This is a genomic window from Flavobacteriales bacterium, from assembly GCA_016713875.1.
In the GTDB taxonomy this organism is placed as follows: domain Bacteria; phylum Bacteroidota; class Bacteroidia; order Flavobacteriales_F; family PHOS-HE28; genus PHOS-HE28.
On record JADJOI010000003.1, the window covers coordinates 1019774 to 1042750 of the forward strand.

Genomic DNA, 22977 nt, shown 5'->3' on the forward strand with positions numbered 1-22977 from the left:
GGTAAGGTGTGTCCGCGTACGGTCCGCATCCACCGGGAAGACGAAGGGAAATCCCTGCGGGTCAACCCGTTGGGGCATCAGTTATCCACGATCCATCCACGATCGCGGGGTGGGGCGGAGGGATACCTTTGCCCCCTTGCCACGGCGCCCTCAGCGCGTGCCCCCTGCGTGCCCGACACCATCCTCATCCTCGACCACGGTAGCCAGTACACCCAGCTGATCGCCAGGCGCGTGCGCGAGCTCAATGTCTACTGCGAGATCCACCCCTTCACCAAGGCGGCCGCCTTCGCCGGGGATGCCTCCATCAAGGGCGTGATCCTCAGCGGCAGCCCCTTCAGCGTGCACGACGCCAACGCGCCCGACACGGACATCCGCGGCTTCCAGGGCCGGGTGCCCGTGCTGGCGGTATGCTACGGGGCCCAGCTGCTGGCCAAGCGGGAAGGGGCCCCCGTGGTGCGCAGCACGGTGCGGGAGTACGGCCGCGCCCACCTGGACAACATCCACATGCCCGCACCGCTCTTCGACGGCATCCATCCGGGCACCCAGGTGTGGATGAGCCACGGCGACAGCATCACCGGGGCCGCGGGCCGCATGCAGGTGATGGCCAGCACCCACGCCGTGCCTGTGGCCGCCTACCGGCTGAAGGACGAGCCCACCTTCGCGGTGCAGTTCCATCCGGAGGTGTACCACACCGCCGAGGGCTTGCAGCTGCTGCGCAACTTCGTGCACGGCGTGTGCGGATGTGCCGGCGACTGGACCCCGCACGCCTTCGTGTCCACCACGGTGGACCGCCTGCGCGCCCAGTTGGGACGGGACCAGGTGGTGATGGCCTTGAGCGGCGGGGTGGACAGCACGGTGGCGGCGGTGCTGCTGCAGCGCGCCATCGGCGACCGGCTGCACTGCATCTTCGTGGACAATGGGCTGCTGCGCAAGAACGAGTTCGCGCAGGTGCTGGAGGATTACCGCCACCTGGGCCTCAACATCACCGGGGTGGATGCGCGGGACCGGTTCTACGACGCCCTGCGGGGGCTGGAGGACCCGGAGGCGAAGCGCAAGGCCATCGGTCGCACCTTCATCGAGGTCTTCGACACCGAGGCGCACCGCATCCAGGACGTCAAGTGGCTGGGCCAGGGCACCATCTACCCCGATGTGATCGAGAGCGTGAGCGTCAACGGGCCGAGCGTGACCATCAAAAGCCACCACAACGTGGGCGGGTTGCCCGAGCGCATGAAGATGCAGGTGGTGGAACCGCTGCGGCTGACCTTCAAGGACGAGGTGCGCCGTGTGGGCCGCGAGCTGGGGCTCGATGCGCGCCTGCTGGGCCGCCATCCGTTCCCGGGCCCCGGCCTGGGCATCCGCATCCTGGGCGAGGTCACCGCCGAGAAGGTGGCGCTGCTCCAGGAGGTGGACGCCATCTGGGTGCAGGGCCTGCGCGACGAAGGCCTCTACGACCAGGTGTGGCAGGCCGGCGCCATCCTGTTGCCGGTGCGCAGCGTGGGCGTGATGGGCGACGAGCGCACCTACGAGAACGCCGTGGCCCTGCGCGCGGTGACCAGCACCGATGGGATGACCGCGGACTGGTGCGACCTTCCGCATGCCTTCCTGGCACGGATCTCGAACGCCATCATCAACCGGGTGAAGGGCGTGAACCGCGTGGTGTACGACATCAGCAGCAAGCCCCCCGCCACCATCGAATGGGAATGATGCGCCTGCTCCTGCCCCTGCTCCTGGTCCTCCTCCTGTCGCCTGCCGCGATGGGTCAGGAGGTGCGCGAAGTGGACGGCAAGCGTTATGTGGTGCACACCGTGGTGGCCGGGCAGACCCTTTACGGCATCAGCCGGCACTACGCGGTCCCGGTTCCGCGGCTCACCGAGGCCAATCCGGCGGCCGCCCAGGGCCTCAGCATCGGCCAGGTGTTGCTGATCCCGCAGGACGCGGTGGACCGCAAGGAGCTGCGGAGCGCGCCGAAGTTCCGCGCCACCGGCGAGCTGGTGCACACCGTGGCGAAGAAGGAGACCCTGTTCGGCATCGCACAACGCTATGGCGTGGAGCAGACGGCCCTGATCGAGCGGAACCCCGAGCTGGTGGGCGGGCTGAAGGCGGGCATGGAGCTGGTGATCCCGCCGGCGACGGCCAAGGAGGTGCCCACCACGGCGTCGGCCCCGGCGCGCGCCGACAACAGCCGGTCGCACCTGGTGCTGGCGGGCGAAACGCTGTTCGGCCTCGGCAAGCAATACGGCATCCCCGTGGAGGCACTGAAGGAGGCCAACGGCGGGCTGGCGGACGGCCTGAAGGTGGGCACCTACCTGCGCATTCCCGCGCCGCCCGCGCCCGAGCCGGCGGTGGACACGGTGCCCAGGTCCGCCCGCTACGACGTGGGGCTGCTGCTGCCGCTCTGCCTGGACCGCAACGACAGCGTGCACGCCGCCGACCCGGACCACAAGGGGCTGTACTCCGTCACCGACATCGCCGGTCAGTTCCTGGCCGGTGCGCGCATGGCCATCGATTCCATGGCCCGCATGGGGATGCGGATGGACGTGCACCTGTACGACGTGGGCGACGATGCCACCGTGTGGGGGCCGGTGCTGCGCAAGGGCGAGATGCGCAGCATGGACCTCTTCATCGGCCCTTTCCACCGGGGCGCGATCGACCAGCTGGCGGCGGTGGCACGCGATGCGCACATCGTGTGCCCCGTGCCCCAGAGCAACAAGGTGATCCTGGGCCATCCGCAGGTGAGCAAAGTGATCAGCGGCCGCCCGGACCTGGTACGGCACATGGGCCGGTACGCCGCCACGAAGCACGCGCGGGAGAACCTGATCCTGCTGCGGCCCGACCTGCCGGCGGAGAAGGAGCTCCAGGACCAGCTGCAGCGGGCCGTACAGGGCGCCCTGGCCGAACGCGCGGACCGGTTGCGGGACAGCGTGCTGGTGGCCCGGCCCGGCAAACGGGACCTCGGCGACCTGAGCGGCAAGCTCGATGCGGCCCGGCTCAACGTGCTGTTGGTCCCGAGCGAGGACGTGGAGTTCGTGAGCACGCTGGTGACCCGGTTGACGCCGCTGGTGGGCAAGTACCGCATCGTGGTGTTCGGCCTGCCGGCGTGGAGCACGATGGACGTGCTGGAGCCCGGTGACCTGAACAAGCTTGACCTGCATGTGGCCGCCGCCTCGCACATCGACCGGGAGGCCCCGGCGGTGCGGGACTTCGTGGAACGGTTCAGGGCCGTGAACAACACCGATGCGGGGCCTTACGCCTTCCTCGGGTTCGACGTCACGATGTACTACCTCACGGCCCTGCACGAAGAGGGGCCTGGCTTCGCCGACCGCCTCGACCGGGTGGTGACCACCCCGCTGCACATGGGCTTCCGCATGCGACGCATGGGCATCGAGAACGGCTTCGGCAACGAGAGCGCCGTGATGCTCGAGTACCGCGACATGGGCGTGCACTTGGCCCGCTAGGCAACGGGGCCGTTCAGCGCGGGCCGGGCTCGTCCTGGTCGTAGGCCGTTTCCTCGCCGAGCAGATAGCCGTAAGGCCGCAGCCCGGGCACCGAATCGCAGACGAGCTTGATCATACCGGCCAGGGGGATGGCGACCACCATGCCCACCACGCCCCACAACATGCCCGCGGCGATCAGGGCCAGCATGCTGGCGAGCGGATTGAGGCTCACGCTTCCCCCCACCACCTTGGGCGTGATGAAGTTGTTGTCCAGGAACTGGGTGATGAGGCAGACGGCGAGCGCGCCGATGGCGTAGCCGATGGAGTCCTTGGTGAGGAGCGCCACCAGGATGGGCAGCAGGCTGCCGAGCAGCACACCGATGTAGGGGATGAGGTTGAGCAGGGCGAGCAGGAAGCCCATGACCACGGCGTAGGGCAGGCCGAGCGCCAGGAAGCCGATGCTGTTGAGGGTGCCCAGGATGAGCATCACCAGCAGCACCCCGCGCAGGTAGCTGCGGCTCAGCGCGCTGATGCGGCGCACGATGGCCACCGCATCGGTCTCCCGGCCTTCGCTCCAGTGGACCAGGAACTCGCGGAACTTGTCCTTCATCATCAGCAGGAGGAAGACGAAGAAGGGGATGGGGACGATGACGCCGAGGGCGGCGCCGGCCCCGCTGAACACCTCCATCACCAGCTGCCCTCCCGTGTCGGCGAGCCCGGCCACCTGAGCATTGAACCACTGGATCTGGTCGCGCCGGTCGATGTGCACGGCGCCCTCCACCCAGCGCATGAGGGCCTGCACCTTGACGTGGAGCGTCTGCTGCAGGGCCGGCAGCTCGCCACCGAAGCGGGTGAACTGCCATCCCAGGAAGAAGAAGGCGCCCATCACCACGGCCACCAGGGCCAGCGTGGCCACCAGCGCGCCCACCCAGCGCGGGCGGCCGGCCTTCTCCATGCGCCGGGAGAGCGGGAGCAGCAGGAAGGTGAACAGGGCCGAGACGAAGAGGAGCAGGAACAGGTCACGCCCGTAGGCGAGCACCAGCACGGTGAGCACGACCGCCAGCAACGTGAGCACGTACCGCTGTAGGGCGTCGTTCGCAGGCATGCACAAAGAAAGGCAGCACGCCGGTCACTCGCCGCCCTGGCGCCGATCCCGGCGTTCACGCCAGCGTTCGCGCATCCGATCCCAGGTGCGGCGCAGCTCGACGACGACCTGCCCGGTGCGCTCCGGCGTGGCCAGCCGCTCGATGAGCACCGGCAGCACCAGCCCGGCCACCATGCCGGCGACGCGTCCCACCGGGGTCTTGCGTCTGGCGCCGAGGGCCATGCCGACCACCTGGCCCGCCGTGGCGCTGGACGGCGTGAGCAGGCCGCGCAGGGCCTTCAGCCAGGGAATGCCGCCGACGACCTGCCGCACGCCCGTGCCGACCAGATCGCGTCGGAAGCCGGGGTCCTGCAGCTTGGCCCATTCCTGGCGCAGGTCGGCCCGGCGGGCATCGCGCACCGCCGTGCGGCGCTGGAGCTCCGCCCGCACCGCGTCCATCCTGGTGAATCGTTCAGGTGCGGTCATGGGTGGCGTTCACCACGGAGAGGATGATGCGGTCGCGCAGCACGGTGCGCCACAATACATAGAAGATGAGCCCGAGCACCACGTACGTGGCCGCACTGAGGGCGAAGCCCAGGGCGGGATCGTTCAACCAACGTGCGAGCAGCAGGGCCCACGCCACGCTGAGCATGAGCACCATGCCGCTCACGGCAAGGAGCACCACCACCACGAGCAGCAGGCGGGCGAGCCCGTCGCCGGCACGCAGGGAGGCGCTCAAGGTCAGGCGCTCCCGTTCAGCGGTCGCATAGTCGCTCAACGCGTTCACCAGGCCATGCACGAAGGCGGCCGGATCGGGCGCCTTGGCCGCATCCTGCGCGTCCGGCTCAGTGGCCATGGCGGATGTGGTCGGCGGTCTGCTGGGCCTTGGAGGCGGCCTCCTCGGCGGTCGTGCTCACATCCTTGCGAAGGCGGTCGGCCAGGTCGCGGCCCTCCTCGAAGAGGAAGCGCAGGAAGTCCTCGACCTCCTCGCGCGTCATGGAGGCGGTGTCCTGGGCCTTGCCCTTCATCTCGCTCCAGGCCTGATGCGCCTCGTCCATCGTGTCACCGAAGCGGTCGCGGGCTTTTCGGCCCGCACCGGCGATGGCCTCGCGGGTCTCCTTGCCGCTGCGCGGCGCGAAGAGGACGCCCAAGGCGGCGCCGGCGGCCAGGCCGGCCATGAAGCCGAGGACCCCATGGGTTCGTTCGTCGCTCATCACCTTGCTTTTCCGAAAGGTACGGCCACCGCGGTGCCGGTGCAGTGATGGTGGTCACCCCGCGCTCAGCGGAGCCACTTGCGCTCCATCACGAAGGTGCCGAACGGCAGCACGCTGGCCAGTCCGAGGCCCACGATGCGTTCCACATCCCACTTCAGCTTGGTGAAGAGCGGCACGGCGGCCACCCAGTACCATACGAAGAGGACGCCATGCGCCCAGCCCACCACCTTCACGGCCCAGGGCCAGCCGATCATGTACTTGAGGGGCATGGCCACGAAGAGCAGCACGAGGAAGCTCCAGCCTTCGGCGATGGCGACGGTGCGGAAGCGGGCGAGAAGGGGATGCATGGGCGGCAAAGATGGCGGCCGGTGCACCCGGGTCCGTCACGGCCGGATCACTTCCGCTGCGTCACGGCGATGTATGCTGCGGCCACCAGCCGCTCCAGCACGGCCAGGTCCACATCGGCCAGCCGCTTCAGGTACAGGCAGCTCTTCGCAACGGTGTGCTTCCCGAGCCTGCCCAGCAGCGCCGTGTGCTGGTCGAAGCCCGCCATCAGGTAAAGGGTGAGGTTGGCTTTGCGCGGGCTGAAGCCCACGGCGGACCACTCGCCGCTGCGCCCGCTGTCGTAGGTATAGCTGTAGCGCCCGAAGCCTACCATCGCGGGGCCCCACATCACCGGGTCCTGTCCGGTGGCCTTGCGCATGAGCCGCAGCAGCGCTTCACAGTCGGCACGCAGGCCCACGTCGGCGATGGCGCCCACGAAGGCCTCGGCGCTGGCCGTGGTGGCCTGGGTCTTGTTGGTGGCGGTCTTCTTCGTCGGCGTTCTCTTCGGAGCGGCCACTTTCGTCGGGGCCTTGCGGGCTGCCGCTTTCTTGGTGGTCGTCTTGCGCTGTATGGTGGCCATGGGGGTATGGTCGGCCACCAATGTAGCTAGGTGCGCGAGGCGGCGAAGGCCGAACGGGCCAGTTCCATGGCCGCAGGCGGGGCCGGTATCACCACCTCATCCTCGAGATGGTCGCCGTTGCTGAACTGCACCGTGAGGCGCCCATCCACGATCTCGAGAGATCGCACCTTCGCGAAGGCGATGCGATAGGTGGGGGCGAGGTCGTGGCGGAAGCGCTGCAGCGTGAGCAGGATCCCCGCACCGGCCAAGCCAAGCCCGAGGACCACCTTGTTGGACGTGGTGGAGCCCAGGTGCATCAGCTCGAACAGGCCACGAATGCCGATGAGCACTGCGCCGAACAGGAGGTACGCTCCGCGTCCGGCCTTCCTGCGCAGGGTCCGCTCGGGAGCTGAATGGGCCTCCTGCCAGTTGCCGCTGCGGGTCAGGTACAGGCCGCGCTCGTCGATGTTCAAGTAGCCGCGCTCGAGCTCGAAGTGGCGGCGCTCCATCACTTCAGCCTATCGATGAGGCCTTGCACGTTGGCGCGCCACACCGGATACAGCTCCTCGTTCTCGCTCCACAGCTCCTTCAGCTCCGACGCACCGTTGAGCACGTGGTCCAGCCTGCGCAGCAGGACAGGGTGCAGCGCATCGAGGTCTTTGCCTACGAGCTGGTCGATCACCCGGCCATACGCATCGCCCAGGTCCTTGGAGTGGTCCGTGCCGTTGAGCACGGCATCGATGAAGGCCCCCGAGACCAGCATGCAATGGCAGCTCGCGTACTCGTAGTGCTCTTCCGGCTCCATCACCCGCATCCATTCTGCGATCTGCTCGTAGGCATTGCCCACCAGCAGGCTGTCGAACACGTCCCGTGCGGCGTCGTCGTCGAAGACCCCCACGTCCCAGGCACCCATGGCTCAGGCCTTCTGCGGCACCTTCACGGCCGCGAACATGCGCTGCTTCACGCTGTAGCTGTGACCCTTGCTGATGATGTGCACCTTCATGCCTTCGATGCTGAAAGGCTGTCCCTCCTCCACATCGGCGTAGTCGCTGTAGCTGATGTCGTGGCCGTCGAAGATCATCACCTGACCGCTGCCGATGGTCTCGAGCATGTCGGCGTCGGTGATCACCACGCCGGTGTCCTCGCCGAGGCCGATGCCGACCGCGCTGGGGTTGGCCGCGACGGCCTGGCTGAGGCGGCTGAAGCGGCCTCGTTCCACGAAATGGCTGTCCACGATCACGTCCTGGATGAGGGCCGCGCCGGTGGTCATCTTCACGCCGCCCTTGATGAGACCGCTGCTGCTGTGGCCCTGGTAGATCATGGTGCTGCTCATGCACATGGCCCCCGCACTGGTGCCGGCGATCACGAAGCCGACCTCCTCCTCATAGCGTCGTTTCATGAGCTGCAGGAAGGCCGTGCCGCCGAAGATGGTGGTGAGCCGCAGTTGGTTGCCGCCGCTCATCATCACGCCATCGGCCTTGGCCAGCCGCTTGATCATCTCGGGCCGCACCTGCGACCGTTCGCGGATGTCGAGCACATCGACGTCCGTGACGCCAAGTCTTCCGAAGGCTTCGATGTAGTTGGCGCCCACCTCGTCCGGGATGCTGCTCGCGCTGGTGATCACGGCGATGCGGGCGGAGGTGCCGCCCATTTCGTCCACCACGCGGCGGAGGATGCCTTCCTCGATGAAGTTGTGCGTGAAGACCTTGGTGTGGTGGCCGGCCTCCGGTTCCTTGCCCTTGTCCTCGTTGCCGCCGATGGCGATCAGCTTGCCTTTGGGTGTCATGCTCGTGGTTGGTCCCCCCGCCCCCCGGCCGATGCGCGGCACCGGTCCACCGCGAAAGTAGCCGACCGGCCGATCCCGGTCCACCAGGCTCCCGGATTTGATGAACAACCGGAGGCCGCCTATCTTCCCCGCGATCACACAATCAGCACCCATGCGCATTCTCCGCGTCGAGGCCATGCGAGGCCCCAACTACTGGTCGGTGAAACGCCATCACCTCATCGTGATGCGCCTCGACATCCAGGACCTCGAGGACAAGCCCACCGACAAGATCACGGGCTTCTACGAGCGCCTCACGTCGCTGCTGCCCTCCACCTTCAGCCATCGCTGCAGCGAGGAGCACGAGGGCGGCTTCTGGGAGCGCGTGAAGCGGGGCACCTGGATGGGGCACGTGATCGAGCACATCGCCCTGGAGATCCAGACCCTGGCCGGCATGGACACGGGCTTCGGCCGCACGCGCGGCACCGGCGAGCACGGGGTGTACAACGTGGTGTTCAGCTACGTGGAGGAGCCCGTGGGCCTGTTCGCCGCCCGCGCCGCCGTGCGCATCGCCGAGGCGCTGATCAGCGGTGAGCCGTACGACCTGGAGGCCGACATCCAGAAGATGCGCGAGCTGCGCGAGGTGAGCCGCATGGGCCCCAGCACCGCCAGCATCGTCCAGGAGGCGGTGAACCGCGGGATCCCCTACCTGCGGCTCAACGGCCAGAGCCTGGTGCAGTTGGGCCATGGCGTGCACCAGAAACGCATCCGCGCCACCATCACCAGCCGCACCAGCAACATCGGGGTGGAGATCGCCTGCGACAAAGAGGAGACCAAGCAGCTGCTGGAGAGCTACGAGATCCCCGTGCCCAAGGGCCGCGTGGTGCGCACCGAGGAAGGCCTGCTGGAGGCCCTGCCCGTGGTGGGCTTCCCCTGCGTCATCAAGCCCATCGGCGGCAACCACGGCCGGGGGGCCACCATCGGCATCAAGACCAAGGAGGAGGCCATCGCCGCGCTCGCCAAGGCCAAGGAGATCAGCCGCAGCGCCATCGTGGAGCGCTACATCACGGGCCTGGACCATCGGCTGCTCGTCATCGACCACCAGTTCGTGGCGGCGGCCAAGCGCACGCCCGCCTGCGTCATCGGCGACGGGCAGAGCACCATCCGCCAGCTGGTCGATGAGGTGAACAAGGACCCGCGCCGCGGCTACGGCCACGAAAAGGTGCTCACGCGCATCGACATCGACGACCACACCGAGAAGATGCTCGCCCGGCGTGGGATGACCGCGGACAGCGTGCCCCCGAAGGACGAGGTGGTGTACCTGAAGGCCACGGCCAACCTCAGCACGGGCGGCACAGCCACCGACGTCACCGAGGTGGTGCATCCCTACAACGTGTTCATGGCCGAGCGCATCAGCCGCATCATCGACCTGGACATCTGCGGCATCGACATCATGACGGACGACATCACGCAGCCGCTCACCGAGACCGGCGGCGCGGTGCTGGAGGTGAACGCGGCGCCCGGCTTCCGCATGCACCTGGAGCCCACCGAGGGCATCGGGCGCAACGTGGCCGAACCGGTGGTGGACATGCTGTTCCCGCCGGGCGCGCCCAGCCGCATCCCCATCATCAGCATCACGGGCACCAACGGCAAGACGACCACCACACGCCTCACCGCGCACCTCATGCGCAGCGTGGGCCACAAGGTGGGCATGACCTGCACGGACGGGGTGTACATCATGAACCGGTTGCTGATGACGGGCGACTGCACCGGTCCGGTGAGCGCACAGTTCGTGCTGAAGGACCCGCTGGTGGACATGGCGGTGCTGGAGACGGCGCGGGGGGGCATCCTGCGGGCGGGGCTCGGCTTCGAGCACTGCGACGTGGGCATCGTCACCAACGTGGCGGCGGACCACCTGGGCCTGAAGGACATCAACACCATCGACGACCTGGCCCAGGTGAAGAGCGTGGTGCCGCGCAGCGTACGCCGGGACGGCTACGCCATCCTGAACGCCGACGACGAGCGGGTGATGGCCATGCGCAAGGCCTGCGATTGCAAGATCGCCCTGTTCAGCCTGGACGAGAACAACCGCCTGATCCGGCAGCACTGCAAGCTGGGCGGGCTGGCGGCCATCTACGAGAACGGCTTCATCACCATCAGCAAGGGCGAGTGGAAGCTGCGCATCGAGAAGGCGGTGAACGTGCCGCTCACCTACGGCGGGCGCGCGGTCTTCAACATCCAGAACATCCTGCCGGCCGTGCTGGCCGCGTACGTGCGCGGGGTGAAGATCGAGGAGCTGCGCCAGGCCCTGGCCACCTTCGTGCCCAGCCCGGCGCAGACGCCAGGCCGCCTCAACCTGTTCCAGTTCAAGAACTTCCAGGTGGTGGTGGACTACGCGCACAACCCGCACGGCTTCGAGGCGCTGGGGCGCTTCCTCAGCAAGGTGTCCGACACGCCGAAGATCGGCGTCATCGCCGGGGTGGGCGACCGCCGCGACGAGGACACCGTGAACCTGGGCCGCCTCAGCGCGCGCATGTTCGACGAGATCATCATCCGGCAGGACCGCAACCTGCGGGGCAAGAGCGACGACGAGATCATCGCCCTGCTGGTGAAGGGCATCCACGAGGTGGACCCCGCCAAGAAGTTCACCATCCTGAAGAAGGAGGAGGAGGCCATCCGCCACGCCATCGGCACGGCGCCGAAGGGCGCCTTCGTGGTGCTGTGCAGCGACGTGGTCCCCGATGCCCTCCAGCTCGTGCTGAAGCTGAAGGAGCAGGACGATCAGGTGCCCTTCAGCAAGGAGGACATCCCCAACCGGAACAAGGAGCTGGTGGGGTGATCGATACAACTCGGGCCATTGTCGCGCTGGGTCGGCGTGGTCGCGTTCATTTTGAGCTTCATGGCATGGGTCACCTTGATGGTCGGGATGACCGAGCATCCGGATCACGCGGACAAAGACCGTCTCTGATGCGAGTGATCAGGCCTTGGCCGGTGTTCCACTGATCGCCGATCCGGTATCGCTTACTCGATCCGCTCACACAGCCCAGGCACTGCATGCCGGAACAAGCCACGCAAGCGCTCCAGCACCGCCGTTCCCCGCTCATTCCCCACACTGCGCCCATCGATCTCCGTGATCGGGGTCAACTCGCCCATCGTGCCCGTTCCGAACACCGCATCGGCGGTCATGAGCTCCATGGCGGACAGGTCACGTTCGCGACAGGGGATGCCGTGCTGCGCGCACAATTCGAGCACGAGGCCGCGCGTGATGCCGCCCAGGCAGCTGGTCGTGTACGGTGTCACGACCTCTCCGTGGATCACCGCGAACACGTTGATGTCATTCAGTTCCGCCACATGGCCGTTCTTGTCCAGCATCAGCGCGCCATCGACCCCGGCGGCATTGGCCTCCAGCTTCGCGAGGATGTTGTTGAGCAGGTTGTTGTGGTGGATCTTGGGGTCCAGGACCTCGGGGCCCAAACGCCGGATGCTGCTGGTGATCACCCGGATGCCCCTGGTGTTGTCGAAGACCACTGACTTCCATTCGGCGAGCACGATGAGCGTACAGCCCTTCTGGTTGAGGCGCGGGTCCATCCCGCTGGTGATCTTCTCGCCGCGTGTCAGCGTAAGCCGTACGTGCGCATCGTTCGTCATCCCGTTCGCCTTCAAGGTCTTGAACAGCGCGTTCCGGATGTGATCGGAAGTGGGCACGTTCGCAAAGGCCAGTGCATGGGCGGAGGCGTGCAGGCGATCGAGGTGGCGACCCAGCATCATCACGCCACCGTTGTAAACGCGCAGTCCTTCCCACACGGCATCCCCGCCCTGCACGCTGCTATCGAAGACGCTCACCTTGGCATCGGCGCGCTTGACGAGCTGCCCGTTCACATGCACGAGGATATCAGCGTTCCGTGGGTCGTACTTCTGGAGCATGTTCAGGCGGTGATGCGGAGTTGCTGGAGCCGGCGATAGTAGGGGAGCGCTTCTTCGCAGAGCGATCGAAGGTGGTCAGGAAGTGTCCGATCGCTGCTCGCCTGCTTCGCGAAGCCGGTGCTGCGGTGCACGTTGGCGTACCAGTGGCTGGCCCACACGCCGTCCTCGGGCCTCGGGCCGGCTTCCCAGCGCAACATCCGTTCATCGAAGCCGATGCCCAGTGCATCGCAGAGCGAAGCGAGCACACCCCTCGGATCGGCCAGCAGGTCATCGCTATCCAGCACCATGCACTTGCCACCCACGCGCTGCAAGCTCTCCAGCAATTCCACGGACATGCGCAAGCCGATGTCCCGCAAACCGGGGTTGGGGATCACTTCGGCGAAACTGGCGATGATCCGCTTGGGGTCGCGGATGTAGAAGACGCTGGTCATCCCTGCCAGCCGCGGCGCAGGTATGCCCTCGCAGTGGTGGGCCATGCCTTTCAGGAAGAGGTGCTGCCGATCATCGATGGCATCCAACCCATGCAGCACGCCCTCGACATCCTGCGGCTGGCTGGCCAGGACCTCTTCCCGGCCGGGATGGTCCACCCCGCTCCGTGCCAGGTAGTACGCGTAAAAGGGCTCGTCCACCACGCGCATGTCCGCCCGTTGCGCGAAGCTGTACATGAGCGCGGTGCTCAGGTTGCGTGGGCTGCTGATGAGGTGGATACGCATGGGCACAAAAGAACGAAGGCCCCGGGCGCAGTGCCTTCATGCGTGCGATCGTTCCGGGCCCCTACCTGACCGTCAAGACTCCGGATGCCGATCAACCCGTCCATTCGTGACCGTCGTGACCCAACGTGGCGAAGCGACGAACGCTAGCCTGGAAGCACCATTTGCTTATCCGGAAGAACGGGCACGGCAGACCGCCGGCCTACTTCCTCAGCGCCCGGGCGAGCACGATCAGCAGCACCGCGCCCACGGTGGCACAGATGATGCGTCCGATGAGGTTGGTGGCATCAAGGCCGAGGACACCGAACACCAGGTTGCCGACGAAGCCGCCGAGCAGGCCGAGGACGATGTTCACCAGCAGGCCATAGCCGCCGCCCTTCATCAGCTGGCCGGCGAGCCATCCGGCCACGGCGCCCACGATCAAGCTCCAAAGGAAGCCCATGCCGAAAGGTATGCCTAGCCACGAAAAAGGCCCCGTTGCCGGGGCCTCTCGGAGTTCACAGCGATGCGCCTCACTTGGCCGGTGCGGCCACGACCTGACGCTTCTCGGTGATGCGGGCGCTCTTGCCACGACGCTCGCGCAGGTAGAAGATACGGGCGCGCCGCACGTCGCCGCGCTTGTTCACGTCGATCTGGTCGATGAAGGGGGAGGCCACCGGGAAGATGCGCTCCACACCCACGTTGCCGCTCATCTTGCGCACGGTGAAGGTGGCGGTGCTGCCGGCGCCCTTGCGCTGGATGACCACGCCTTGGAACTGCTGGATGCGCTCCTTGTTGCCCTCCACGATCTTGTAATGCACGGTGATGGTGTCACCGGCCTTGAACTCGGGCATGGCCTTGAGGGGCGCCCATTCCTTTTCCAGTTGCTTCAGCTTATCCATGACGCTCAGGCACTTGTGCGGGTCCGACCCGCGTTCGGGGCCGCAATATTACGGAACTTTCGCGATGCCGGGGCGCTTCACCCTTCCCCGAAGGTGGCCGCAGCATCCGCACCGCCCTCCAGCAGCTCGGGACGCCGCTCCCGGGTGCGCTCCACGGCCTGTTGGTGGCGCCATTCCGCGATCCGGGCCTCGTGCCCGCTCAGCAGCACGTCGGGCACCTTCCAGCCGGCGAACTCCGCAGGCCGGGTGTAGACCGGCGGCGCCACCAGGCCGTCCTGGAAGCTGTCGCTCAGGGCCGAGGTCTCGTCGTTGAGCACCCCGGGCACCAGGCGGATCAGCGCATCGCTGAGCACGGCGGCCGCCAGCTCGCCACCGCTGAGCACGTAGTTGCCGATGCTCACCTCCAGATCCACCAGATGCTCGCGCACGCGTTCGTCCACGCCTTTGTAGTGGCCGCAGAGCAGGATGAGGTTGCGGTGCACGCTGAGGCGGTTGGCCAGCGGCTGGTCCAGCAGCTCCCCGTCGGGGCTCAGGTAGATCACCGCGTCGTAGGGGCGCTCGCTCTTCAGCTGGGTGATGGCCCGGTGGATGGGCTCCACCTGCAGCACCATGCCGGCACCTCCGCCGAACACATAGTCATCGATCCGGCGATGCTTGTCGGTGCTCCACTGGCGCAGGTCGTGCACCACCACCTCCACCAGGCCCTTCTGCTGGGCGCGTTGCAGGATGCTCTCGGCGAACCAGCTGTCCAGCAGGCGGGGTACGGCCGATAGGATGTCGATGCGGAGGCGGACCATGGGGCGAAGTTCCTCAGGGGATGAACACCAGGCCGACCTGGGCGGCGAGGCCGCGGGCGCGCGGGCCGGTGAGGCCGTACAGGTTGGGCAACAGCAGTTCGGCGCCGAGCCATCGGGTGATGCGGAAGCGCGCGTGCACACCGGCACGCAGGCCACCGAAGCCCCCGTACTGCGCGGAGAGGCCCACGGCCTGCGCACCGAACCGACGCCAGCCCGTGACCTGTGCGAAGGGGATGAACCCCGGCAGCGCGCGCTGGGCGATCCGCAGGTCCATCCGCCACCCCGTGGGCCACGCGACACTGTGCTCCGCCCACGCATGGAGCGGCAGCAGGCGCCACGCGGCCCCGACGGAGGGCCGCACCCCGAAGGTGTCCAGCAGCTGCTCCTCGCCGGTGATGGCCCCGGTGAGGTCGAAGACATCGTCCACGGTGATGCCGTCGTAGGTGAAGGCGGTGTCCGGGCTGGAGCACAGCGCGCGATCGTTCCAGCGCACGGCCCCGAGATCCTCGGCGCCGATGGTGATGCGGTGTGCGGCCGCGCCGTTCCGGGTGGGCAGGCTGAAGCGCTGGGCGAAGCTGATCGCCGCTCCAAGGCCGTTGAAGGCCCCAAGGTCGCTGCGCGCGGTGTCGCTGCTGTGGTAGCTGCCGTGCAGGCGCAGGTCGAGACGGGTGCCGTCCGCCGCCGTGAAGAGCGTGGCGTCCTCCAGATGCACGGCGGTCCAGGACTGGCCCTTCACCACATCGAGCCGCACCCAGCTGCCGGAGCGCGCATGGTACAGGCCGGCGCCCAGGGTCTGGTAGCGCTGCTGCTCGAAGGCCGAGCCGGACAGGTCGGCCCGTTCGCCGGCGAACCCGGCGTTGCCGAAGAAGGTGAGGGCGTACACGTCCGGGCGGAAGCGCAGGCCGGCGTGGTCCTTGTGCGTGGCCGAGATCATCACCTTCAGACCGGCCCGCCCCAGGATGCTGTCACCGAACACGGCGTGCACGCCGAGCTGCAGCACCTGTCCGAGCCGGTTGTTCGACCGCAGGGCGGCCTGGCTTCGTTCACGGACGTCGCGCTCCACGAATCCGCCCTGCGTCAGGTCCAGCACCAGTTCGTTCAGCAGGGTGTTCGCGTCGTAGTCGAAGGCACCACGCACCTCCACCCGGTCCTGTTGCGCCGTGGCGCCGGTGGGCAGCAGGTCCTGCGGGAAGGACAGCAGGGGCAGGGCCGTGGCGAGGGCCAGGGCGGTAAGCCGTTCACTCATCGCCGTTCACCACGTAGTTCGCGCCGGCCACCACCTGCAGGTCCAACCGGTAATGGGCCATCAACAGCAGGTGCTGCGCCTGATCGGCGGTGTTGAAGACGGCCCGGACCCGCAGGCGCGGCTGGGCGTAGAGCAGGTCGACCTGTTCGGGGATGAGGGAGGCGGTGCAGACCGAGCGCACCGGGTCGCGCACCAGGCCATCGGGATCCACCTCACCGCTGGCCACTTCGCCCACCACGGGAATGGAGCCCACCACATGATCGGCCGCATCGAGGATGTCCAGCAGAAGCCGCGCGCGGAAGGGGAACCCGTTGGTGGCGAAGAGGGAGAGCTCGCCGGCGGTGAGCCCGTGGGCCTCCTCGGAGCCGGGGAGGTCGGGCGTGGCGATGCTCTCCACGGTGAGGTCGGTGGCGATCAGGCGGAGCGGCATCTCCAGGTCGAGCTGAGCGCTGACGGCGCTCTCGTAATAGAGGAAGTCGTGGCCGTTGCTGATGTCGCCCAGCGGGTTCAATTCCAGGTCCACCGCATAGCGCAGGCGGTCGGGCAGGTTCTCCACGAACGGGGCGATGCTGCTGTTGCCGGTGTTGAGGGTGGTGGACCAGGCGGTGGACTGGAACGAGCCGCCAAGGTCGAGGGCGCGAGTGAGGTTGATGGGGGAGCCCACGATGGGATGCACGAGCGGCACCGAGATCCCCGTGCGCGTGTTCTCCGATACCAGTTCGTGGATGCGGATCCGCAGGTCGGCGCCCACGCCGTTGGTGATGCGGAGCCGGGCTTCCACGTGGTCGATGTCGAGCAGGCCATCGGTGATGCGGTCGAAGAGGTCCACGGCGGTGTTCTCCGGTCCCACCTGTTCGGTGCGGTTCCCGAAGTAGCCCTCGGCGAACTGCGGAACGATGTCCGTGTAGGTGGCCACGGCCTTCACACTGTCCATGTTGGTGACGTTGGCGCCGGTGCCGTTGGGATCCAGTTGGATGGTGATCTGCGAGCTGAGGGCGTTCACTTCATCCAGGTCGGGGCCGCGCAGGTCGAACCAGTGGCCGGCCAGGTCACGCGTGAGCCCGGTGAAGGAGGGGTTGAGCGGTGATCCGGCCTGGACCAAGCCCTGAACGGCGACGGGTTGACCGTTGAAGGTGGCCCCCGGCAGCGCGAAGGTGCCGGTGATGCCGCTGGCGATCATGTTGGTGAGACCCACCTGAAGCGTTCCGCTGCGGATGGCCAGGGACCGCAGCTGCACGTCCTCCAGATCGAGCGATGTGGCCTCCTCGTCGGTGGGCAGCAACGCACCGGCGGCGAAGAAGAGGGGGCCTGGTATGGGCAGCACATAGCTGTAGGTGATCCCCGTGTCGGGCACCTGCAGCAGGGTATCCAGCCGCACGCCGAAGAGCTCGGTGCGGTACAGCAGGGTCAATCCACCGTCGGCCCCGGTCACCAGGAGCGAGTCGGCGATCACATCGTTGAGCGTCAGCGACGTGTTCACCAAGGGGGCCAGCAGGTCCACGTCCCACTGCGGCGGTCCCGCGTCCTTGCGGCAACTTGAGGACCCGAGCAGCAAGGCGCCCCAAACGGCGATGGCCGAGGCAACCCTGGCCATGGCGGACTCGTTCCTCATACGGGGCGTAATTTAGCGACCGTGATGGTGCTGCGTTGACACCCCGCCACTGGTGCGCATGTTCGGCAAACGTGGATTCATCGTTCCCTGGATCGGCTCGTCCGTGGTGATGTACGGCCTGTCGTACCTGTGGCATGGGCTCGCGCTGAACGATCTGCAGGACTTGCGGATCCCGTTGCCGCTGTACATGGGTCTGAGCGGCCTGGTGTACCTCATCATCGGTTTTGTGATCACCCTGGCCGTGCATCAGGCCATCGCCCACGAGTGGGTGAGCCTCAAGCGGGCCTTCCCGCTGATGAGCGCCCTGTTGGGTGCGGCCATCGGCTTCGTGGTCTTCCTGTTGGTGTACATCCTGGGCATGAGCTTCGCGAAGGCCGGGGCCGTGCATGTGGTGATCGATGCGCTCTGGCAGATGCTGGAGCAGGGCATCGGAGGCCTCATCGTCAGCCTCGGTGTGATCTACGACATGCACCGCCGCTTCATGGAGAGCGAGCGGGCGCACTGATCAGCGGTAGCGGTCCTTCCAGATACGGCCGAGATGCTCGGCCCATTTCTGCTCCCGAGGATTGTCACCAGGCGTATAGAGGCTGGTGCCGCTGATGGCCTCCGGAAGGAACTCCTGATCGCTGGCGTGGCCCGGCTGGTCATGGCTGTACTGGTACTCCCGGCCGTACCCGAGATCCTTCATCAGCCGCGTGGGCGCATTGCGCAGGTGGAGCGGCACGGGCAGGTCGCCGGTGCGCTGCACGAGCTGCTGGGCGGCGACGATGGCCAGGTAGGAGGCGTTGCTCTTGGGCGCGCAGGCCAGGTACACGGCGCACTGGCTCAGGATGATCCGGCTCTCGGGCCAGCCCACCAATTGGGCGGCCTGCATGGCGGTGGTGGCCAGCAGCAGCGCATTGGGGTCAGCGTTGCCGATGTCCTCGCTGGCCAGGATCACCATGCGACGGGCGATGAACAACGGGTCCTCGCCACCCTCCACCATGCGGGCCAGCCAGTACACCGCCGCATGCGGGTCGCTGCCGCGCATGCTCTTGATGAAGGCGCTGACGATGTCGTAGTGCTGCTCCCCCTGCTTGTCGTACCGCGCGGCCTGGGTCTGGACCACCTCCTTCACCAGGGCGTCGGTGATCACCACCAGGCCTTCACCGGCGGCCTTCACGCACAGCTCGAAGGTGTTCAACAACCGTCGCGCATCGCCACTGCTGGCACGCATCAGGGCATCCACCTCCTGAAGGGTGATGGCCCGTGACCGCAGCTCTTCGTCCTGGTGCATCGCACGATCGAGCAGGGCCAGGAGCTGCTCGTGGGCGAGCGGCCGCAGCACGTACACCTGGCAGCGGCTGAGCAACGCGCCGATCACTTCGAAGCTGGGGTTCTCCGTGGTGGCGCCGATGAGAGTGATGGTGCCTTTCTCCACGGCACCGAGCAGGCTGTCCTGTTGGGCCTTGCTGAAGCGGTGGATCTCGTCGATGAAGAGGACCGCGCTGCGGGCGAAAAGGCCCTTGCCACCGGCCTGGTCGATCACCTCGCGCACGTCCTTCACGCCGCTGCTGATGGCGCTGAGCGTGAAGAAGGGCCGCTGCAGCCGTTCGGCGATCAGCCGGGCGAGGGTGGTCTTGCCCACCCCGGGCGGTCCCCAGAGGATCATGCTGGGCAGCATGCCGCCGCTGAGCGCCCTTCGCAGGATGCCCTCGGGCCCCACCAGGTGCTCCTGGCCGACGACCGCCTCCAGGTCGCGCGGACGCATCCGTTCGGCCAGGGGCGCGGCATCCATGCGGCGAAGGTAGGGCCGCCAACGAAGGACCCCCTCCGGTGTGGAGGGGGTCCTGTCGCAGTGGTCAGGGACGGGTCAACGCGTCAGCACCAGGCGACCGTGGACGCTGCGTCCATCGAGCATCAGGTGGTAGAGGTAGGTGGTGCCCGTGAGGCCATCGGCGGTGAGCTCCACCTGGTAGTCGGCGTTACGCTCCACGCGGCCGTCGAAGAGCCGGGCCACGGGGCGGCCCTGGAGATCGGTGAGGTCCAGCACGGCCTGCCCGTCGCGGTCGGCGGTGAAGCGCAGGGTGGTCATCACACGGAAGGGGTTCGGCGAAGCGGTGACCTCGAGGGATTTGCCGCCCTTGCCCTTCACCGTGATCACCTGCACGAGCTCGGAGGCATTTCCGCAATCGTCCACGGCGGTCCAGGTGCGCGTGATGGTGTAGCCCTTCTCGCAGTCCTTGCCGCTCATGTCCTCGGTGAACAGCACCTGCACGTCCTCATCGCAGTTGTCGCTCGCCTTGCAGGCTTCCGCATCGGGCACCTTGTCACAGGTGGTCTCCAGGTCGGCCACCGCGCAAAGGATGGTGGGCGGGGTGGTGTCCACCACCTCGATGGTCTGCGTGGCCGAGGCGGTGTTGCCACAGAGGTCGCTCACCGTCCAGGTGCGGATCACGGTGAACTCGTTCTTGCAATCGCCCTTGATGGTCTCCTCGGTCAGGATCACCTCCAGGTTGGCGCTGCACGCATCCTCCGCCGTCACCAAGGGGGCTTCGGGGAGCTTCTCGTCGCACTGCAGGGTGAGGTCGGCGGGCACGCCCAGCAGGACCGGCGCTTCATTGTCCACCACCGTCACGGTCTGCGTGGCGCTGCTGGTGTTGCCACAGTCGTCCGAAGCGGACCAGGTACGCACCAGCTGGAAGTTGCCCGGGCAGTTGCCCGGCACGAACACCTCGGTCATCATCACCTGCGACGCGTTCTTGCAGGCGTCCGCGGCATGCACTTCGGGGAGCTCGTCGCTCAGCTCGTCGCAGGCCACGGTGATGTCCGCCGGCACACCAAGGAGTTCGGGGCCCTGAGTGTCCACCACGGTGATGGTCTGCACGCAGGTCTCACTGTTGCCATTGGCATCGGTGGCCCACCAGGTGCGGGTGAGGACGTAGGGGCAGGAGCCGCTCCAGCTGTCCGTCCAACCCACGGTCACCTCAGGGCACTTGTCATCCTTCCGGAAGATCGGGTGGCCCACATCGTAGGGGTGCAGCGAGCTGCCGCACTCCAGCGTGACGTCCGGACCGCATTGCTCGATCAGCTTGCCACATTCATCCTTGTCGCAGTCGTCGATGACCAGGACCTCCATGCTGGCGGAGCATCCGTTCGCACCCGTCACGGTCACGGTGTAGCTGCCGGCTTCCACGGTGGTCGTGGTCGCCGACGTGCTGGTGAATCCGTTCGGACCGGTCCAGCTGAAGGTCAGGCCTGCCTGCGAGATCGCGGTCAGCGTCGCTTCACCCGTGATGCAATCGATCGTGGTGGCCTCGGCGCTCAGGTCCGGGGCGTTGTTCTCCAACAGCACCTCGGCCGTGGCCGTGCTGGTGCAGCCGTTGGCGCCCGTCACCACCAGGGTGTAGGTGCCCGCCATGCACACCGTCGGGTTCGGGTCGGCGCTGCTGTAGTTGCCCGGGCCGGTCCAGCTGAAGCTGCCGTTGCCCGTGCCCTGCAGCGTCACGCAGCTCGTGGTGCAGGTGATCGTGCCACCGGCGGCTTGGGCGCCCGGCACGTCCACATCCTCCAGCACGGTGGTGCTGGCGCTGTTGCTGCAGCCGTTGGCGGCGGTCACCGTCAGGGTGTACACACCCGCAGTGCTCACCACCGGGGCAGCGTCCGCGCTCACGAAGCCGTTGGGGCCCGTCCACTGGAAGCTCACGATGCCCGGGGCGAAGAACCCGTTCAGGGTCACCGTGGGGTTGCTGCAGGAGAGCACGCCGCTCAGGGCGTCCACCTCAGGCACATCGTTATCCAACAGCACCTCGGCCGTGGCCGTGCTGGTGCAGCCGTTGGCGCCCGTCACCACCAGGGTGTAGGTGCCCGCCATGCACACCGTCGGGTTCGGGTCGGCGCTGCTGTAGTTGCCCGGGCCGGTCCAGCTGAAGCTGCCGTTGCCCGTGCCCTGCAGCGTCACGCAGCTCGTGGTGCAGGTGATCGTGCCACCGGCGGCTTGCGCGCCAGGAGCAGCGTTGTCCAGGAGCACTTCGGCGCTGGCCGTGCTCGTGCAACCGTTGCTGCCCGTCACCGTCAGCACATACGTGCCAGCGACCGACACGGTCGGGTTCTGGTCGATGCTGGCGAAGTTGTTCGGGCCGGTCCAGCTGTAGCTGCCGTTGCCGCTGCCCATCAGCATCACGCTCGTGGTGGTGCAGGTCAGCGTTCCACCCGTGGCCTGTGCGCCAGGAGCAGCGTTGTCCAGGAGCACTTCGGCGCTGGCCGTGCTGGTGCACCCGTTGGCGCCCGTCACCACCAAGGTGTAGGTGCCGGCGGTGCACACCGTCGGGTCCTGGTCGGCGCTGCTGTAGTTGCCCGGGCCGGTCCAGCTGTAGCTGCCGTTGCCCGTGCCCTGCAGCGTCACGCAGCTCGTGGTGCAGGTGATCGTGCCACCGGCGGCTTGGGCGCCCGGCACGTCCACATCCTCCAGCACGGTGGTGCTGGCGCTGTTGCTGCAGCCGTTGGCGGCGGTCACCGTCAGGGTGTACACACCCGCAGTGCTCACCACCGGGGCAGCGTCCGCGCTCACGAAGCCGTTGGGGCCCGTCCACTGGAAGCTCACGATGCCCGGGGCGAAGAACCCGTTCAGGGTCACCGTGGGGTTGCTGCGGGAGGCACGCCGCTCAGGGCGTCCACCTCAGGCACATCGTTATCCAACAGCACCTCGGCCGTGGCCGTGCTGGTGCAGCCGTTGGCGCCCGTCACCACCAGGTGTAGGTGCCCGCCATGCACACCGTCGGGTTCGGGTCGGCGCTGCTGTGGTGCCCGGGCCGGTCCAGCTGAAGCTGCCGTTGCCCGTGCCCTGCAGCGTCACGCAGCTCGTGGTGCAGGTGATCGTGCCACCGGCGGCGGCGCGCCAGGGCAGCGTTGTCCAGGGGCACTTCGGCGCTGGCCGTGCTCGTGCAACCGTTGCTGCCCGTCACCGTCAGCACACATACGTGCCAGCGACCGACACGGTCGGGTTCTGGTCGATGCTGGCGAAGTTGTTCGGGCCGGTCCAGCTGTAGCTGCCGTTGCCGCTGCCCATCAGCATCACGCTCGTGGTGGTGCAGGTCAGCGTTCCACCGGCGGCTTGCGCGCCAGGCACGTCCACATCCTCCAGCACGGTGGTGCTGGCGCTGTTGCTGCAGCCGTTGGCGGCGGTCACCGTCAGGGTGTACACACCCGCAGTGCTCACCACCGGGGCAGCGTCCGCGCTCACGAAGCCGTTGGGGCCCGTCCACTGGAAGCTCACGATGCCCGGGGCGAAGAACCCGTTCAGGGTCACCGTGGGGTTGCTGCAGGAGAGCACGCCGCTCAGGGCGTCCACCTCAGGCACATCGTTATCCAACAGCACCTCGGCCGTGGCCGTGCTGGTGCAGCCGTTGGCGCCCGTCACCACCAGGGTGTAGGTGCCCGCCATGCACACCG

The 22977-nt window shown here is 67.4% G+C and carries 24 protein-coding genes; 4 read left to right on the forward strand and 20 right to left on the reverse strand.

The window, feature by feature from the left end; translation table 11 throughout:
* Positions 1-168 precede the first annotated feature (168 nt).
* Positions 169-1704 (forward strand): glutamine-hydrolyzing GMP synthase, encoded by a 1536-nt coding sequence (gene guaA, locus IPJ87_05770; GenBank protein MBK7941367.1) that lies wholly within the window; start codon positions 169-171, stop codon positions 1702-1704.
* A complete protein-coding gene (locus IPJ87_05775; protein MBK7941368.1) occupies positions 1701-3455 on the forward strand; it encodes a LysM peptidoglycan-binding domain-containing protein in 1755 nt (584 codons plus the stop codon). Before guaA ends, IPJ87_05775 begins: the two co-directional genes overlap by 4 nt.
* A 13-nt stretch (positions 3456-3468) precedes the next feature.
* Here IPJ87_05775 and IPJ87_05780 read toward each other — a convergent pair whose 3' ends face one another.
* From IPJ87_05780 to IPJ87_05820, 9 genes are all read right to left on the reverse strand, one after another.
* Positions 3469-4539, reverse strand: a complete 1071-nt coding sequence (locus IPJ87_05780; GenBank protein MBK7941369.1) for an AI-2E family transporter — start codon at positions 4537-4539, stop codon at positions 3469-3471.
* A 24-nt stretch (positions 4540-4563) separates the two neighbouring features.
* Positions 4564-4977, reverse strand: a complete 414-nt coding sequence (locus tag IPJ87_05785; protein MBK7941370.1) for a hypothetical protein — start codon at positions 4975-4977, stop codon at positions 4564-4566.
* 13 nt (positions 4978-4990) lie between these two features.
* Positions 4991-5374 carry a hypothetical protein gene (locus IPJ87_05790; GenBank protein ID MBK7941371.1) on the reverse strand — a complete coding sequence of 128 codons (384 nt, stop codon included), beginning with the start codon at positions 5372-5374 and terminating at the stop codon, positions 4991-4993.
* Positions 5364-5732, reverse strand: a complete 369-nt coding sequence (locus IPJ87_05795) for a YtxH domain-containing protein (protein MBK7941372.1) — start codon at positions 5730-5732, stop codon at positions 5364-5366. Before IPJ87_05795 ends, IPJ87_05790 begins: the two co-directional genes overlap by 11 nt.
* Positions 5733-5797: 65 nt before the next feature.
* Positions 5798-6079 carry a DUF3817 domain-containing protein gene (locus IPJ87_05800; protein ID MBK7941373.1) on the reverse strand — a complete coding sequence of 94 codons (282 nt, stop codon included), beginning with the start codon at positions 6077-6079 and terminating at the stop codon, positions 5798-5800.
* A gap of 47 nt (positions 6080-6126) precedes the next feature.
* Positions 6127-6636 (reverse strand): DUF1801 domain-containing protein, encoded by a 510-nt coding sequence (locus IPJ87_05805; GenBank protein MBK7941374.1) that lies wholly within the window; start codon positions 6634-6636, stop codon positions 6127-6129.
* A gap of 26 nt (positions 6637-6662) precedes the next feature.
* Complete coding sequence (locus IPJ87_05810) at positions 6663-7124, reverse strand: hypothetical protein (protein MBK7941375.1); 462 nt, start codon at positions 7122-7124, stop codon at positions 6663-6665.
* Positions 7124-7528: a DUF4259 domain-containing protein gene (locus IPJ87_05815; protein ID MBK7941376.1), complete on the reverse strand. Its 405-nt coding sequence runs from the start codon at positions 7526-7528 to the stop codon at positions 7124-7126. The genes IPJ87_05810 and IPJ87_05815 overlap by 1 nt, the downstream gene beginning before the upstream one ends.
* A 3-nt stretch (positions 7529-7531) precedes the next feature.
* The gene (locus IPJ87_05820) at positions 7532-8401 is read right to left on the reverse strand and encodes a cyanophycinase (GenBank protein ID MBK7941377.1); all 870 of its coding nucleotides are present in this window, start codon (positions 8399-8401) and stop codon (positions 7532-7534) included.
* A 151-nt stretch (positions 8402-8552) separates the two neighbouring features.
* On the opposite strand from IPJ87_05820, the gene cphA reads away from it, so the two are divergent.
* Positions 8553-11216, forward strand: a complete 2664-nt coding sequence (cphA, locus tag IPJ87_05825; GenBank protein MBK7941378.1) for a cyanophycin synthetase — start codon at positions 8553-8555, stop codon at positions 11214-11216.
* Positions 11217-11398: 182 nt separating this feature from the next.
* On the opposite strand, the gene IPJ87_05830 is transcribed toward cphA, so the two are convergent.
* The 7 genes from IPJ87_05830 to IPJ87_05860 form a co-directional block, all read right to left on the reverse strand.
* Positions 11399-12301 carry an aminotransferase class IV gene (locus IPJ87_05830; protein ID MBK7941379.1) on the reverse strand — a complete coding sequence of 301 codons (903 nt, stop codon included), beginning with the start codon at positions 12299-12301 and terminating at the stop codon, positions 11399-11401.
* 2 nt (positions 12302-12303) lie between these two features.
* Positions 12304-13014: a hypothetical protein gene (locus IPJ87_05835; GenBank protein ID MBK7941380.1), complete on the reverse strand. Its 711-nt coding sequence runs from the start codon at positions 13012-13014 to the stop codon at positions 12304-12306.
* 199 nt (positions 13015-13213) lie between these two features.
* Complete coding sequence (locus IPJ87_05840) at positions 13214-13453, reverse strand: GlsB/YeaQ/YmgE family stress response membrane protein (protein MBK7941381.1); 240 nt, start codon at positions 13451-13453, stop codon at positions 13214-13216.
* Positions 13454-13523: 70 nt separating this feature from the next.
* Positions 13524-13892, reverse strand: coding sequence for a 50S ribosomal protein L19 (gene rplS / locus IPJ87_05845; GenBank protein ID MBK7941382.1), 369 nt, complete (start codon positions 13890-13892; stop codon positions 13524-13526).
* 77 nt (positions 13893-13969) lie between these two features.
* On the reverse strand, positions 13970-14689 hold the full coding sequence (trmD, locus tag IPJ87_05850) for a tRNA (guanosine(37)-N1)-methyltransferase TrmD (GenBank protein MBK7941383.1): 720 nt from the start codon (positions 14687-14689) through the stop codon (positions 13970-13972).
* Between the two features lie 13 nt (positions 14690-14702).
* Positions 14703-15935 (reverse strand): hypothetical protein, encoded by a 1233-nt coding sequence (locus IPJ87_05855; protein MBK7941384.1) that lies wholly within the window; start codon positions 15933-15935, stop codon positions 14703-14705.
* Positions 15928-17529 (reverse strand): hypothetical protein, encoded by a 1602-nt coding sequence (locus IPJ87_05860; GenBank protein ID MBK7941385.1) that lies wholly within the window; start codon positions 17527-17529, stop codon positions 15928-15930. The genes IPJ87_05855 and IPJ87_05860 overlap by 8 nt, the downstream gene beginning before the upstream one ends.
* Before the next feature lie 76 nt (positions 17530-17605).
* On the opposite strand from IPJ87_05860, the gene IPJ87_05865 reads away from it, so the two are divergent.
* Complete coding sequence (locus tag IPJ87_05865; protein ID MBK7941386.1) at positions 17606-18052, forward strand: hypothetical protein; 447 nt, start codon at positions 17606-17608, stop codon at positions 18050-18052.
* On the opposite strand, the gene IPJ87_05870 is transcribed toward IPJ87_05865, so the two are convergent.
* The 4 genes from IPJ87_05870 to IPJ87_05885 all read right to left on the reverse strand — a co-directional run bounded on the left by IPJ87_05870 (position 18053) and on the right by IPJ87_05885 (position 22969).
* The gene (locus IPJ87_05870) at positions 18053-19324 is read right to left on the reverse strand and encodes a replication-associated recombination protein A (protein ID MBK7941387.1); all 1272 of its coding nucleotides are present in this window, start codon (positions 19322-19324) and stop codon (positions 18053-18055) included. It lies immediately after the preceding gene.
* Between the two features lie 75 nt (positions 19325-19399).
* Positions 19400-22162 carry a hypothetical protein gene (locus IPJ87_05875; protein MBK7941388.1) on the reverse strand — a complete coding sequence of 921 codons (2763 nt, stop codon included), beginning with the start codon at positions 22160-22162 and terminating at the stop codon, positions 19400-19402.
* Positions 22163-22268: 106 nt separating this feature from the next.
* Entirely contained in the window at positions 22269-22499 is a 231-nt protein-coding gene (locus IPJ87_05880) for a hypothetical protein (GenBank protein ID MBK7941389.1), read from the reverse strand.
* The gene (locus tag IPJ87_05885) at positions 22493-22969 is read right to left on the reverse strand and encodes a hypothetical protein (protein MBK7941390.1); all 477 of its coding nucleotides are present in this window, start codon (positions 22967-22969) and stop codon (positions 22493-22495) included. Before IPJ87_05885 ends, IPJ87_05880 begins: the two co-directional genes overlap by 7 nt.
* Positions 22970-22977: the final 8 nt, after the last annotated feature.